Here is a 14069-nt window from a genome sequence, read left to right on the forward strand (position 1 = left end):
GGCGAACATGTCTCCCCACGACGCCAGCGAACTCTCGGAGTTCTTCGCTCCGCAGCGCACTCCTTCGGCCGACCTGCCCGATCCCGATGTGTTCGTACGCAACATCACCCGTGGTGTCCTGGAGATCTTCGCCGGCGTCCGCGAACCGGAGCAGGTCGCGCGCTGGCTCACCGAAGACGCGTACCGAGGTCTGCTGGCCCGGGCGAATCTCGCCACGCGCGCCCGCAGCGCACGCGGCGTCCCCGCTCGTCGCCCCGTCCACGTGATCCGATCGGTGCGCTGCTCGTTCCCTGCCGACGGCGTCGTGGAAGCGGTGTCCATCGTCGAGACGCCATCGCGCACCCGCGCCGTCACGATGCGCCTGGAGGGCCTCGACGGACGGTGGCGCACCACCTTCCTCGCCCTGCTCTGAGCCTTCGCCGACCACGGCCGCAGAGGCACTGGCGAGGCGTCACTCGCCGTCGATCAGCTCCAGCAGCTTCTTCAGTGCGTCGCGGATCTCGATGTGGTCGAACTGACCCGCCCTGCTCTCACCCGCGATGACGCCCGCGCGATGCACCCTGCGGAAGTCGCCGAACGGGAACGAGTAGCGTCCCTTCGTCTCCGCGTTCTCGGACTTGTCGATGCCCATATGCCAGTGCGAGTAGGCGGTCCACCCTTCGCGTTCGATGAACGCGTTCTCCTCGTCGGCGGTCGGAGCGGCCTCCGACCAGTCGTCGCGGTCGTCGGTGACGACCTTGCCTTCGCGCACCAGCGCCCGCGCATGCGTGAGCGCGGGCTGATTCAGTTCGATAGCCATGCGCTCACCGTACGATCGGCGCCCGCCGGTGCTGAAGGGGCTTGACGAGCCGCTACTGGCGGTAGGACGAGAGGAAATTGCCCAGGCGTTCCACAGCTTCGGTGAGCACGCGAGCCTCGGGCAGGGTGACGATCCTCAGATGGTCGGGCGTCGGCCAGTTGAAGCCGGTGCCCTGCACCAGGAGCACATGCTCGGCGACCAGGAAGTCGTAGACGAGCTTCGCGTCGTCGTGGATCTCGTAGACGTCGGGATCCAGGCGCGGGAACGCATAGAGCGCACCCTCGGGCTTGACGCAGCTGACGCCGGGGATCGCCTCGAGGCTCTGCCACGCGGCATCCCGCTGCTCGAGCAGCCTGCCGGCCGGACCGATCAGCGCGTCGATCGACTGCACGCCCGACAGCGCGGCCTGGACGGCGTGCTGGGCGGGGACGTTCGGGCACAGGCGGGTGGAGGCGAGCAGCTGGATTCCCTCCAGGAAGCCGCGGGCATGATCCTTCGGACCGGTGATGACCATCCACCCCGATCGGTAGCCCGCGACCCGATAGGTCTTGGACAGCCCGTTGAAGGTGAGGCACAGCAGGTCCGGTGCGACCGAAGCCATCGGCACGTGGACGGCGTCGTCGAAGAGGATACGGTCGTAGATCTCGTCGGCGAGGATCAGCAGCGAGTGCTCGCGGGCGATCTGGGCGATCCCCTCGAGCACCTCACGGGGGTAGACGGCGCCCGTGGGGTTGTTCGGGTTGATCACGACGATCGCCTTCGTGCGCGGAGTGATCTGCGCGCGGATGTCCTCGAGGTCGGGCTGCCAGCCGTTCAACTCGTCGCAGCGATAGTGCAGCGGTGTTCCGCCGCCGAGGCTGGTCATGGCAGTCCACAGCGGATAGTCCGGAGCGGGGATCAGGACTTCGTCGCCTTCGTCCAGCAGCGCCTGCATCGTCATCGTGATCAGCTCGGAGACCCCGTTGCCGAGGTACACGTCGTCGGGGCCGAACGGCGGGAAGGTGGGGTCCTGCTCGTAGCGGTAGACGACGGCCCGGCGGGCCGAGATGATGCCGCGGCTGTCGCTGTAGCCATGCGCGTGCGGAATCGCCTCGATCATGTCGCGCACGATCTGGAAGGGGGCCTCGAAGCCGAAGACTGCGGGGTTGCCCGTGTTGAGCTTGAGGATCGTGTGACCCTCGTTCTCGAGGCGGTCCGCCTCCACGAGCGCCTGGCCGCGGATCTCGTAGAGGACGTCTCGGAGCTTGCTCGACTGGTCGAGGTGACGGAGGGGACTCATCGGTTCAGGATATCCCCGGCCGAAGCGAGCCAATCGACCTCCGCTGGCCCTGTGGCCGGGCGGCCGGGGGTCGGGCTACTTGCGCTTGTCGGCGGCGCGGCGCTCGGCGCGGTTCTGCGGAGCCGGTGCCGCGGCGTCGGTCCGCTGTCCGAACGCTCCGCGCGGAGCTTCGGCCACGGGAGCGGCCGGTGCAGACGCGGCGGATGCTGCCGCCGCAGCCTGCCGCACGCGACTGGTCGCCGCCTGCTGCACCTGCCCGCGGTCGTTGCGCACCTCGACCTCGCCGGCGTCGTTGGCCGCCGAATACTGGAGACGCTGACCCTCGACCGGTGCCGCGCCCAGACCCTTCGCCTCGACCTCGGCGACGACTTCGCCCTCGCCTTCGGCAGGGCGACGGACCTCCACCTCGAGGTTGTAGAGGTAGCCGACCGACTCCTCCTTGATCTGCCCCATCATCGACTGGAACATCTGGAAGCCCTCGCGCTGGTATTCGATCAGCGGGTCGCGCTGGGCCATCGCGCGCAGGCCGATGCCGTCCTTGAGGTAGTCCATCTCGTACAGGTGGTCGCGCCAGCGGCGGTCGAGCACCTGCAGGACGACGCGGCGCTCGAGCTCGCGCGTGGCCGCGGCCCCGAGCGTCTCCTCGCGCGCGCCGTAGGCGATCATCGCGTCCGACCGGATCTCGCGCTTGAGACCGTCCGGAGTGATGCGGCCCCTGGTACCCGCCTCGGCGACGACCTCGTCGATCGTGACCGACACCGGGTAGAGCGTCTTCAGCTCGGTCCAGAGGGCGTCGAAGTCCCAGCTCTCGGTGTGACCGGTCGAGGTGTGGTCGTCGATGACGGCGTTGATGGCGTCTTCGATGAAGTGCTGCACGCGGTCCGCGATGTCATCGCCCTGCAGGATGTGGCGGCGATCGGAGTAGATCGCCTCGCGCTGACGGTTCAGGACATCGTCGTACTTGAGGACGTTCTTGCGGATCTCGGCGTTGCGCGCCTCGACCTGCGACTGCGCGCTCTTGATCGCGCGGCTGACCATCGTCGATTCGATCGCGACGTCGTCGGGGAAGTTCGTGCGGGCCAGGATCGCCTCGGCTGCGCCGGACTGGAACAGGCGCATGAGGTCATCGGTCAGCGAGAGGTAGAAGCGGCTCTCGCCCGGGTCGCCCTGCCTGCCGGAGCGTCCGCGCAGCTGGTTGTCGATGCGACGAGACTCGTGCCGCTCGGTGCCGAGGACGTAGAGCCCCCCGGCGGCGACGACCTTGCCCGCCTCTTCGGCGACCGTGTCGCGGGTGCCTTCGTACACGGCATCCCACTCGGCCTCGTACTCGTCCGGCGTCTCCACCGGGTCGAGGCCCTTGGCCTTCATCTCCGAGACGGCGAGGAACTCCGCGTTGCCGCCGAGCATGATGTCGGTGCCGCGGCCGGCCATGTTCGTCGCGACGGTGACCGAGCCGAGCCGGCCGGCACGGGCGACGATCTCGGCCTCGCGCGCGTGGTTCTTCGCGTTGAGGACCTCGTGCTTGATGCCCTTCTTGGCCAGGAGCCGGGAGAGGTACTCGCTCTTCTCGACGCTGACGGTGCCGACCAGCACGGGCTGCCCGGTCGCGTGCCGCTTGGCGATGTCTTCCACGACCTGATCGAACTTGGCCTGCTCGTTCTTGTAGACGAGGTCGGACTGGTCCTTGCGGATCATCGGCTTGTTCGTCGGGATCGGAACGACACCCAGCTGATAGGTGGACATGAACTCGGCCGCCTCGGTCTCGGCGGTACCGGTCATGCCGGCGAGCTTCTCGTAGAGGCGGAAGTAGTTCTGCAGCGTGACGGTGGCCAGCGTCTGGTTCTCGGCCTTGACCGGCACGGCCTCCTTCGCCTCGATGGCCTGGTGGATGCCCTCGTTGTAGCGGCGGCCGACCAGGATGCGCCCGGTGTGCTCGTCGACGATCATGACCTCGTCGTTCATGACGACGTAGTCGGTGTCGCGCTTGAACAGCGCCAGCGCCTTGATCGAATTGTTCAGGAACGAGATGAGCGGTGTGTTCGCCGACTCGTACAGGTTGTCGATGCCGAGGTAGTCCTCGACCTTTTCTATGCCGGGCTCGAGCACGCCGATGGTGCGCTTCTTCTCGTCGACCTCGTAGTCCACGCCCGCGTCGAGGGTCTTTGCGATCTTGGCGAATTCGACGAACCAGCGGTTCGCCTCGCCCGAGGACGGTCCGGAGATGATCAGCGGCGTGCGCGCCTCGTCGATGAGGATCGAGTCGACCTCGTCGACGATCGCGAAGAAGTGACCGCGCTGGACGAGATCCTCCTTGCGCCAGGCCATGTTGTCGCGCAGGTAGTCGAACCCGAACTCGTTGTTCGTACCGTAGGTGAGGTCGGCCTCGTACTGCTGGCGGCGGATCTCGGGGGTCTGCCCGGCGACGATCGTGCCCGTCGTCATGCCCAGCGCGCGGAAGATGCGGCCCATCAGCTCGGACTGGTACGAGGCCAGGTAGTCGTTCACGGTGATCACGTGCACGCCCTTGCCGGCGATCGCGTTCAGGTAGACCGGGAATGCACCGGTCAGGGTCTTGCCCTCACCGGTCTTCATCTCGGCGATGTTGCCCAGGTGCAGGGCCGCGCCGCCCATGATCTGGACGTCGTAGGCGCGCTGACCGAGGGTGCGCTTGGCGGCCTCGCGGACGGCGGCGAACGCCTCGGGCATCAGCTGGTCGAGCGTGGCGCCGGCCTCGAAGCGGGCGCGCAGCTCGGCGGTCTCGTTGCGCAGTTCCTCATCGGTGAGGTGCGAGTAGTCCTCTTCGAGGGCATTGACCGCCTTCACGACCTGCTGCAGCCGGCGGAGGATGCGTCCCTCTCCGGCGCGAAGCAGTTTCTCGAGAGCGTTGGCCACGGAAGATCTCCATCTGTCGGGTGCGGCGCCGCCGGCGCCGGTGCCGCCCGGCACAACGGCGCACAGGCATACCCGCTCATGTTACCGGTCTGTGACCTTGGAGTGGGCTGGATGCATGGATGCCATACTCGGTAATCAATACCCGGTATGGATGCGAGGAGCTCACGATGTCGGTGCGACAGAGCCTGCTGGCGATCCTCAGCCGGGGCGCCTGCTACGGCTATCAGCTGCGAACGGAGTTCGACCGGCGCACCGGCGGGACGTGGCCGCTGAATGTCGGCCAGATCTACAGCACCCTGGACCGGCTCGAGCGCGACGGGCTCGTCGCGAAGGGCGAAAGCGATGCGCAGGGGCACGTCTATTACGAGATCACGGATGCCGGTCGCGCCGACCTCGCCGGCTGGCTGGAGCACCCGGTCCTGCGTTCCGCTCCGCCACGGGACGAACTCGCGATCAAGATCGCGGTGGCGGCGACCCTTCCAGGGGTGGACGGCCGGGCGCTGGTGCGCGCGCAACGCGACGCCTCGGCCGCTCGCCTCGCGCAGGCGCGACGCGCCCGCGACGAGGCGGGCGCGCCCGGGAGCGCGGAGGCCGTGGCATCCGTCCTCGTGGCCGACTCGCTCGTCTTCGCGGCCGAGGCCGAGGTGAGGTGGCTCGAACATGCCGAGAGCGTGCTGGCGCAGCATCCGGATCATGCATTGGAACTGGAGCCGACCGCCGAGCGGCCCAAGCGCGGCCGGCCACCGCGCCCCGTCGGCACCGCCTCCGCCCGTCACGAGATCCGGTGACGAGGACTACCCTGAACTGTGTCCACTGACGATGTCTCCGTCGAGGTCGAGGCTCCCGCCGAGCCCGCCCCGATGACGTTCTCCGACCTGGGGCTGGGCGACGCAGTGCTCAAGGCACTCAGCGATGTCGGCTACGAGACCCCCTCCGCCATCCAGGCGGCGACGATTCCGACGCTGTTGGCCGGCCGCGACGTCGTGGGTCTCGCCCAGACCGGCACCGGGAAGACGGCGGCCTTCGCGCTGCCGATCCTGGACCGTCTGGACGTCTCGCAGAAGACCCCGCAGGCGCTCGTGCTGGCACCGACCCGCGAGCTCGCGCTGCAGGTGTGCGAAGCGTTCGAGAAGTACGCGTCGCACGTCAAGGGCGTCCATGTGCTGCCCGTCTACGGCGGTCAGGGCTACGGCGTGCAGCTGTCGGCGCTCCGTCGCGGCGTGCACGTCATCGTCGGGACTCCCGGTCGCATCATGGACCACCTCGACAAGGGCACGCTGGACCTGTCGGAGCTCAAATACCTCGTCCTGGATGAAGCCGACGAGATGCTGAAGATGGGCTTCGCCGAAGACGTCGAGACGATCCTCAAGGACACGCCCTCCACGAAGCAGGTCGCGCTGTTCTCGGCGACGATGCCCGCGGCGATCCGGCGCATCTCGCAGCAGTACCTGCACGACCCGGAAGAGATCACGGTCAAGACCAAGACCACGACCTCGGCGACGATCTCGCAGCGCTACCTGATCGTGTCGTACCAGCAGAAGATCGACGCCCTGACCCGGATCCTCGAGGTGGAGAACTTCGAGGGGATGATCGTCTTCGCCCGCACCAAGAGCGCCACTGAGGAGATCGCGGAGAAGCTGCGGGCCCGGGGCTACTCGGCTGCGGCGATCAACGGCGACATCGCACAGGTGCAACGCGAGCGCACCGTCCACCAGCTCAAGTCCGGCAAACTCGACATCCTCGTCGCCACCGACGTCGCAGCCCGCGGCCTGGACGTCGAGCGCATCTCGCACGTGGTCAATTTCGACATCCCGACCGACACCGAGTCGTACGTGCACCGCATCGGCCGCACCGGGCGCGCGGGACGCTCCGGCGACGCGATCAGCTTCGTCACCCCGCGCGAGCGCGGTCTCGTCAACGCGATCGAGCGCGCCACGCGTCAGCCGCTCACCCTCATGCAGCTGCCGACCGCCGACGATGTGAATGTCACGCGCCTCGCGCGATTCGATGACCGCATCACCGCCGCGCTCGGGCAGACCGAGCGCATCGACGGGTTCCGCGACGTCATCGCCCACTACGTGCGCAACCACGACGTGCCCGAGGTCGACGTCGCCGCCGCCCTGGCCGTCGTCGCCCAGGGCGAGTCGCCGCTGCTTCTGGAGCCGGAGCCGGTCCGCCCCAAGCGCGAGTTCGAAGACCGCCCCGATCGCGGCGATCGTCCGGGCCGGTTCGATCGCGACGAACGCGGCGAGCGCCCGGCGCGCCGTCAGCGCCCGAACAACGGACGCCTGACGACCTACCGGATCGCCGTCGGCAAGCGCCACCGCGTCGAGCCCCGTCAGATCGTCGGCGCCCTCGCCAACGAGGGCGGCCTCAGCCGGGGCGACTTCGGGGCGATCCAGATCCGTCCCGATTTCTCGCTCGTCGAGCTCCCGGCGGATCTGCCCGCAGGCACCCTGGAGCGCTTGGCCGATACCCGCATCTCGGGCAAGCTCATCGAGCTGCGGCCCGACTCAGGCGGCCCCGCCCGGCGTTCCTCCGACGACCGTCCGCCCCGAAAGCCCCGGCACAAGGGCTCGTACGACAGCTGACCAGCGGCATCCGCTCTCCTCCCCCGGCCGGCCCGCTCCCCTGTCGCCAACCGGCCGACCAGGAGCTCGCGACGGACGATTCGCGACGGCGGAGCGGCCCAACCCGCTCCGCTGGCCGCGAACCCGAGCGAACGGTCAGCCGCGCGAACCTAGGATCGAAGCATGGCTGGACTGTGGGGCAGACGGAAGCGCGAAGAGCAGGCGGCACAGGATGCGCAGGACGCCGACCTCGCACGGGAGGCGCAGCGCGCACTCGTGTCGGTGGACGAGCGGGTGCGCACCACCACCGACGAGCTGGAGTTCGCGATCGCCGAACTCGGCGAGGGACCGACGACCGAGCTGCGCACGGCACTGGCCGCCGTCCGCCATCACCTCGGCGAGGCGTTCCAGCTGCACCAGCTGAACCACGACGAGATCCCGGACACCCCCGAAGAGCTGCGCACCCGCAACACCCGCATCCTCCAGCTGTGCGAGTGGGCCGATGACCTGCTGGATGATCGCACCGCGACGCTCGAGAAGGACATCGAGCGTGTCCGGCGCGCGCCGGAGATCCTCGAGCAGGTGCGGGCAGACACGGTGACCCTCGGCGAACGGCTCCCCCATGCCCGCAGCACGCTGGAGCGGCTCTCGCAGCGCTACAGCGAGGAGGCCGTGCGCCAGGTCGCCTCCGGTGCCGATGAGGCGGAGCAGCTGCTCGTCTTCGCCACGCACAGCGCCGACGTCTCGACGCGCAGGCGCGAGGCCAAACGCGCCGAAGAGGCCAACCTCGCGCTCGAGACGGCGACCGAGGCCGTGCGCCGCGCCGGGGCGATCATCGACGGCATCGAGGACTTCGAGATCGAGGCGCTTCGCGCCGAATCCACGCTGGCCGATGTGATCGCCGACTCGCGCGGCGACCTCGTCGCGGCCCGCCAGGCACCCGCCGTGCCTGCCGTCGCCTCCGCGGTGACCGTTCTGGAGGCTGCGCTTCGCGCGCTCTCGCCCGCCGGCGCGAAGGCGGATCCGTTCGCGGAGCTCTCGCAGCTGCGCGAGGCCAATAGCGGGCTGGATGCCGCGATCGCGGTCGCCCGCGAACGCGAGGCGCGCCCCATCCCCTCGATCCCGCACGTACGGCACTCCCTTGACGATGCCGACCGCCAGATCGCCGTCGCCCGCAACGTGATCGCCGGACACCGCGGCTGGATCGGCGCCGATGCACGTACCCGCCTGGCCGAAGCCGAGCGGACCCGGACCGATGCCGAGCCCATGGTCGCCGACGAGGACACCCGCGAAGAGGCGATGGGCCTCGCCCGCCGCGCCGGTGCGCTCGCCAGCGAGGCGCTGCAGCTGGCGCAGCGCGACATCGACTCGTCACGCCCGCAGGATCCGGGCTGGGGCGGTCCGCAGGGCGGCGGCCGGCGCGGTGGCGGGATGGGCGACGCGATGGGCGGCATCCTCGGCGGCCTGGTCATCGGCGGCCTGCTCGGCGACATGTTCGACTAGCTGACGCACGAACGCCGAAGGCGCGGTCCCCCTCGGGGAGCCGCGCCTTCGACGTTGCAGGTCAGGCCACCACGACGGGCGCGTTCTGCGTGGTCAGCGAGATGACACCGTAGTCCCAGCCCTTGCGCCGGTACACGACGCTCGGGTGGTCGGTGCGCGCGTCGATGAAGAGGAAGAAGTCGTGTCCGACGAGCTCCATCCGATCCACGGCCTCCTCGACGGACATCCACTCCGGGTCGAACTCCTTCGTCCGGATGACGACCGGCGTGTAGTCCGCTTCGTCCTCGTTGCCGGTGATGATCGGGATCTCGCCGGTGGCGACGGCCCGCATCACCTCTTCGGATGCCGGCTGCACATCGATCCCGGAGATCTCCCCGCTCTCCTTCTCGAACTTCGCACCGCGGGGGTGGTTGCGCGCGTCGACGCGCTTGTCCTTCGCGCGCCGGAGCTGTTCGCACAGCTTGTCGACGGCCATGTCGAGCGCAGCGAACTTGTCGCCGTCGGTCGCCTCGGCCCGCACGAGCGGTCCTTTGCCGGTGAGCGTGAGCTCGACGGTCTCGTCTTCGACGCGGCCGTTGTGATAGGCACGATGGGTCACCTTGACATCCACGCGTTGCGCGCGTGGGGCGAGGTTATCGATGCGAGCAGCCTTGTCTTCGACCACTGAGCGGAACCGATCTGTGATTCCCACTCCGACGCCGACGATGCTGGTTTCCATCCCTGCCTCCTTGTTCCGGTCCACCCGGTCAAGGGCGGACCATGAGTCGCCTTGTCGTCCCCACGCTATCCCGCGACACCGACCCTGTCACCTGTGAGTTTCGAATGGTTCACCTCTCGTTGAGATAGCGGGGCGTGGCCGCGACGGTCGCCGCCCCGACCACCTCGGCGCCCGCCGCCCGCAGGGCGCGCGCGGCCTCGGCGAGGGTCGCCCCGGTCGTCACGACGTCGTCGATGACGAGGATCCGCAGCCCCGTGGCGTCCCTGGACCGCAGGGCGGAAGCGACATTGTCCCGCCGCTGCGCGATGCCCAGACCCCGCTGATCGGCGGTCCCTCGGGCCGGCACGAGAAGGCGTCGGCACTCGAGCCCGGCACGGGCGGCGATGAGCTCGACGACCCGGTACCCGCGGCGTCGGTAGGCGGCGCGCGAGGTCGGCAGGGGAACGATCGTGATGCGGTCGGAAGGGCGAGCGGATGCCGCGGAGCCGGCCGCCTCGACGGCGGCGCGCAGCGCCGGCGCCAGATTCCGCGCGAGCGCTGTGCGCCCCTCCTCCTTCACCGCGCGGATCACCCGTGCCGTGACGCCGTCGAAGCGCAGGCCGCTCCAGACCGGCACGCCCTCGATCGTCGGCATGCGCCGTGTGGGCACCGGTCGCAGCGCCGCGACGCAGGTCTCGCAGAGCACGACATCCGGTTCGTCGCACCCCGCGCACCAGACGGGGAACACCAGCGCCAGCGCCTCGTAGAGCGCACCGCGGATCGTCGAGCGAAGCCACGCGCCGTCATCCATACCGCCCACCGTGGCGCGCTCGCGCACAGCGGCGGCGCCGAGTCCCGGCATCCGTTTATCGACGCGGCAGCCGGCGGGCTGGGGAGGGAACTGCGCCCGATCACCCCGGCGAGCCCTGCTGCGTGGACAGGACCAGGATGCCGATGGCCGTCCGCGCCCAGTTGGATCCGCGCTTGACGTACAGCGACCCGTCGTCGGCGCGCAACCGCACCGTCGAGACCGAGGTGGCGCCCGCGATCGCGACCGCCCCTGGCGCGTCCGTCGACGTGGACGGCCCGCCGACGAGCTGCTCGGTCACCATCGAGTTCTCCGGAGTGACCGAGAGCACCGCGACGGTGGTGTCATCGACCCACGCGATGCCCGTTCCGGTCTCCGCGACGGCGCCGAGCACGATCGGCGCGCCCAGTCGCAGGGGCTGGTTCTCCGCGTCGCGGACGATCCCCGCGATCCAGACGGAGGGGGTTCCCCCCGACTGCACGAGCGCGGCCACACGGGTGCCGTCGCGGGAGACCGCCATCGCCGTGATCTGCGTCGCGCCGGGCCACGCCGCCGCGACAAGGAGGCGGTCCGTTCCGGAGAACACCTCGACGTCGGTCGGCCGGTCGCGCGGAACGCTCCAGACGAATCCCTGTGCGTCGACGCTGGGATCCACCAGACCAGGGCGGGCGTCGACGATCGTGACATCGCCGTCCGCCGTGACCCGTGCCACCGATCCGTCGGCGAGGCGCACCGCGGCGAGGTCGCGCTGCGCCGACACCTGAATCGAGACGGGACGCGGCGCGAGGCTGGTCATCGTGTCGCTGAGACCGGCGATCGGGGTGAGCTCGTCACCGGAGAGGAACCCGAAGCCGTCGGTCGTCTCCACCAGCGGCGGCCCCGTGACGCGCGTCGAGCGCGTCGAGACCGGTTCGGCGGTCAGCGGCGCGGAGGCCACCGACATCTGCGCGCCGGCGACGGAGGCGGTGGCCAGGCTCGCCGTCAGCTGCGTCTGCATGCGGTTCAGCGTGGCCTGATCGAGGTTCAGGGCGTTGGCGCTGAGCTGGACCTGGGCGATCCCGGATTCGATCGGCACTGAGGGCTGGGCCTCGACGCTCTCCGGGAAGGCGTTGAGCACGGATTCAGCCAGCCAGCTGCTGGGCGAGCCGTCCACCAGCGCGGCGGTGATGCGGGCTGCGGAGTTCGTCGCGGCGAACCAGCGCACGTCGGGCACGAGGTACTGCCAGGTCGGATCGAAGTACATCAGCGAGTAGCGGTGGAAGACCCTCGCGAAGTTGTCGCGATCCAGCACGATGCCATCCGGCGCCTCGGTGATGCGCCATTCGCCGTCGTCCTGCTGGGCCAGCTCGAACCCGAGCGTGGTCTCGACGGCGTCGGAGGGCTCGTAGGATCCGGCGGCATCGATCGTGGCGACGCTGACGAGCGACAGCGAGACCGCGCCCGTGGTCGGCGCGGCATACTGCCGGTCGCCCAGCAGGTCGACCGTGACGCTCGCCTCGGGCAGCCAGGTCTCGCGGATGGAGGGTGCGAGGAACAGCCGTGCGGTCTCCCAGTCGGCGCCGGGGCCGGGGCCGGAACCGGCCCGTATGAAGCCCTCGACGATCTGCTCCGGTGACGAGCCGGGCTGAGGGCGGTCGGGCACGAACGAGAAGTCGGGTGTGCCGGCATCCGTCCCCGCTTCGCGTCCCTCGTTGACCGGACCGCCCGTCGGCAGCCCGGCACAGGCGCTGAGGACGAGGGCGGCCACGACGAGGATTGAGGAGAGGATGCCGCGGCGAGCGCTCACGAGCCGCCTCCCGCTCGCTCGGCATCGCGGCTCGCGGCACGCGCGGCGGCGACGTCGATCACCTCGATGGGCTGGGTGAGACCGAGCGCATCGATTGCTGCGACCGCGTCATCGCCGGGGTCGGCGGGAATCGGCGACGGCGCGGTCAGCCGCGTCCCGGTCCGCTCGGACGCGAGATCGCGCGGCAGGGTGAGCACGAAATGCGATCCGCGGCCGACCTCGGACCAGAGCGCGAGCTCACCGCCGTGCAGTCGTGCGTCGCCGAGGGCGATCGACAGCCCCAGCCCGGTGCCGCCGATCGTGCGGGTCCGCGAGGGGTCCGCGCGCCAGAACCGGTCGAAGACCCGCTCCAGGTCGTCCGGCTTGATCCCCAGGCCGTAGTCGCGCACGCCGAGGGCGACAGCCTGCTGGTCGCTGTCGACGGTCACGACGATCGGGCGGCCTTCGCCGTGCTCGATGGCGTTGCCGAGCAGGTTGCGGACGATGCGCCGGATGCGTCGCGGGTCCATCTCGACGGGCGAGTAGCCGCCGGGAGCCACCAGCCGCACGTCGGTGCCGTGCTGCTCGGCCAGCTGCTGCATCGAGCCGATGACGTCGGCGGCGAGGTGAGCGAGACTGGTCGGCTCGAGTTCGAGCTGCACCGAACCGGCGTCGTACCGGCTGATCTCGAGCAGGTCGGTCAGCAGCGTCTCGAACCGCTGCACCTGGGCGTTCAGCAACTCTGCTGCGCGGGCGGTCGACGGGTCGAAGTCGGCGCGCTGATCGTTGATCATGTCGGCGGCCAGCCGGATCGTCGTCAGCGGCGTGCGCAGCTCGTGCGAGACGTCCGAGACGAATCGCTGCTGCACGAGCGAGAGGTCGGCGAGCTCCTTGATCTGCGATTCGATGCTGTCGGCCATCGCATTGAACGAGCGGCCGAGCGTCGCCAGTTCATCCTCTCCGCGCACCGGCAGTCGGACGCCGAGCTCGCCCGCGGCGAGCTTCGCGCTGGTGTCGGCCGCCTCGCCGATCGGGGTGGTGACCGAGCGCAGCACGAACCACGAGATCGCTCCGATCAGCAGTACGAGCCCGATGCCCACGACCCACAGGGTCGTGTGGACGAAGCCGAGGGTCTGCGACGCGCTGTCCAGGTCGTAGGCGAGGTACAGCTCGTAGCCGCCGACGTCGGGGACGTTCAGCTGCTGGCCCACCACGATCCCTGGTACATCGCCGTCCTCAGTGGGCAGCGACACCGACTGCCACCACTGGCGCGTGTCGTCGGCGCGCACCGTGTCGCGCAGCTCGTCGGAGATGATGTCCTCGCCCAGACCTGTGGTGATGTCCTGCGGAGCGATCTGCGACGTGGACCGGTCGATACGGAACGTGCGGATGAGGTCGCTCGTGGACTGCTGGGTCAGCTCCGTGCCGACCAGGTTCATGAGGCTCTGCAGACGGGCGCTGTCGCCCTGCGGGGCTGCGGCGTCCAGGATGCCCTGGGCTGCTTCGGTTGCACGCTGCGAGTCGGCGAGCACCTGGTCCTTGCGCGCCTGGAAGAGGTCGTTCTGGATCGCCAGCGCCATCCAGATGCAGGCGACGACGATCGCGAGGGCGGTGAGGGCCAGCGTGATCAGGATGGTGCGGAATCGCAGCGAACGGCGCCAGAGGCTCGCCAGACTGTCCGGCCACGAGCGCCAGTCTCGCAGCGTGTGCAGTGCGACGCGGGTTGCCGCGGTCGGCGCGCTGGCCGGCGCCATGG

At 69.6% G+C, this 14069-nt stretch carries 11 protein-coding genes; 4 read left to right on the forward strand and 7 right to left on the reverse strand.

Features of this window, described 5'->3' with window-relative positions; all coding sequences use genetic code 11:
• Positions 1-7 precede the first annotated feature (7 nt).
• Positions 8-412, forward strand: coding sequence for an Rv3235 family protein (locus BLT19_RS15370; RefSeq protein ID WP_091492050.1), 405 nt, complete (start codon positions 8-10; stop codon positions 410-412).
• Between the two features lie 39 nt (positions 413-451).
• On the opposite strand, the gene BLT19_RS15375 is transcribed toward BLT19_RS15370, so the two are convergent.
• The 3 genes from BLT19_RS15375 to secA all read right to left on the reverse strand — a co-directional run bounded on the left by BLT19_RS15375 (position 452) and on the right by secA (position 4970).
• A complete protein-coding gene (locus tag BLT19_RS15375; protein ID WP_091492052.1) occupies positions 452-799 on the reverse strand; it encodes a hypothetical protein in 348 nt (115 codons plus the stop codon).
• A 52-nt stretch (positions 800-851) separates the two neighbouring features.
• Positions 852-2078: a pyridoxal phosphate-dependent aminotransferase gene (locus BLT19_RS15380; protein WP_091492054.1), complete on the reverse strand. Its 1227-nt coding sequence runs from the start codon at positions 2076-2078 to the stop codon at positions 852-854.
• 75 nt (positions 2079-2153) lie between these two features.
• The gene (secA, locus tag BLT19_RS15385; protein WP_091492056.1) at positions 2154-4970 is read right to left on the reverse strand and encodes a preprotein translocase subunit SecA; all 2817 of its coding nucleotides are present in this window, start codon (positions 4968-4970) and stop codon (positions 2154-2156) included.
• Positions 4971-5137: 167 nt separating this feature from the next.
• On the opposite strand from secA, the gene BLT19_RS15390 reads away from it, so the two are divergent.
• From BLT19_RS15390 to BLT19_RS15400, 3 genes are all read left to right on the forward strand, one after another.
• Positions 5138-5758, forward strand: a complete 621-nt coding sequence (locus tag BLT19_RS15390; RefSeq protein ID WP_091492058.1) for a PadR family transcriptional regulator — start codon at positions 5138-5140, stop codon at positions 5756-5758.
• A 72-nt stretch (positions 5759-5830) separates the two neighbouring features.
• A complete protein-coding gene (locus BLT19_RS15395; protein ID WP_172825706.1) occupies positions 5831-7561 on the forward strand; it encodes a DEAD/DEAH box helicase in 1731 nt (576 codons plus the stop codon).
• A gap of 162 nt (positions 7562-7723) precedes the next feature.
• Complete coding sequence (locus BLT19_RS15400) at positions 7724-9043, forward strand: coiled-coil domain-containing protein (RefSeq protein ID WP_091492063.1); 1320 nt, start codon at positions 7724-7726, stop codon at positions 9041-9043.
• Positions 9044-9104: 61 nt separating this feature from the next.
• Here the strand turns inward: BLT19_RS15400 and hpf are convergent, their stop codons facing one another.
• The 4 genes from hpf to mtrB all read right to left on the reverse strand — a co-directional run bounded on the left by hpf (position 9105) and on the right by mtrB (position 14067).
• Positions 9105-9761, reverse strand: a complete 657-nt coding sequence (hpf, locus tag BLT19_RS15405) for a ribosome hibernation-promoting factor, HPF/YfiA family (RefSeq protein ID WP_091492066.1) — start codon at positions 9759-9761, stop codon at positions 9105-9107.
• 109 nt (positions 9762-9870) lie between these two features.
• A complete protein-coding gene (locus BLT19_RS15410; protein WP_231917683.1) occupies positions 9871-10602 on the reverse strand; it encodes a ComF family protein in 732 nt (243 codons plus the stop codon).
• A gap of 49 nt (positions 10603-10651) precedes the next feature.
• Positions 10652-12334 (reverse strand): LpqB family beta-propeller domain-containing protein, encoded by a 1683-nt coding sequence (locus tag BLT19_RS15415; protein WP_091492068.1) that lies wholly within the window; start codon positions 12332-12334, stop codon positions 10652-10654.
• The gene (gene mtrB / locus BLT19_RS15420) at positions 12331-14067 is read right to left on the reverse strand and encodes an MtrAB system histidine kinase MtrB (RefSeq protein ID WP_091492071.1); all 1737 of its coding nucleotides are present in this window, start codon (positions 14065-14067) and stop codon (positions 12331-12333) included. The genes BLT19_RS15415 and mtrB overlap by 4 nt, the downstream gene beginning before the upstream one ends.
• Between the last annotated feature and the right edge of the window lie 2 nt (positions 14068-14069).

Origin of the sequence: Microbacterium pygmaeum (assembly GCF_900100885.1) — a bacterium.
Classification (GTDB): domain Bacteria; phylum Actinomycetota; class Actinomycetes; order Actinomycetales; family Microbacteriaceae; genus Microbacterium; species Microbacterium pygmaeum.

Coding starts and splice junctions, on each gene's coding strand:
- BLT19_RS15370 (WP_091492050.1), top strand. CDS start 8: ATGTCTCCCCACGACGCCAGCGAACTCTCGGAGTTCTTCGCTCCGCAG.
- BLT19_RS15375 (WP_091492052.1), bottom strand. CDS start 799: ATGGCTATCGAACTGAATCAGCCCGCGCTCACGCATGCGCGGGCGCTG.
- BLT19_RS15380 (WP_091492054.1), bottom strand. CDS start 2,078: ATGAGTCCCCTCCGTCACCTCGACCAGTCGAGCAAGCTCCGAGACGTC.
- BLT19_RS15390 (WP_091492058.1), top strand. CDS start 5,138: ATGTCGGTGCGACAGAGCCTGCTGGCGATCCTCAGCCGGGGCGCCTGC.
- BLT19_RS15395 (WP_172825706.1), top strand. CDS start 5,831: ATGACGTTCTCCGACCTGGGGCTGGGCGACGCAGTGCTCAAGGCACTC.
- BLT19_RS15400 (WP_091492063.1), top strand. CDS start 7,724: ATGGCTGGACTGTGGGGCAGACGGAAGCGCGAAGAGCAGGCGGCACAG.
- hpf (WP_091492066.1), bottom strand. CDS start 9,761: ATGGAAACCAGCATCGTCGGCGTCGGAGTGGGAATCACAGATCGGTTC.
- BLT19_RS15410 (WP_231917683.1), bottom strand. CDS start 10,602: ATGCCGGGACTCGGCGCCGCCGCTGTGCGCGAGCGCGCCACGGTGGGC.
- mtrB (WP_091492071.1), bottom strand. CDS start 14,067: ATGGCGCCGGCCAGCGCGCCGACCGCGGCAACCCGCGTCGCACTGCAC.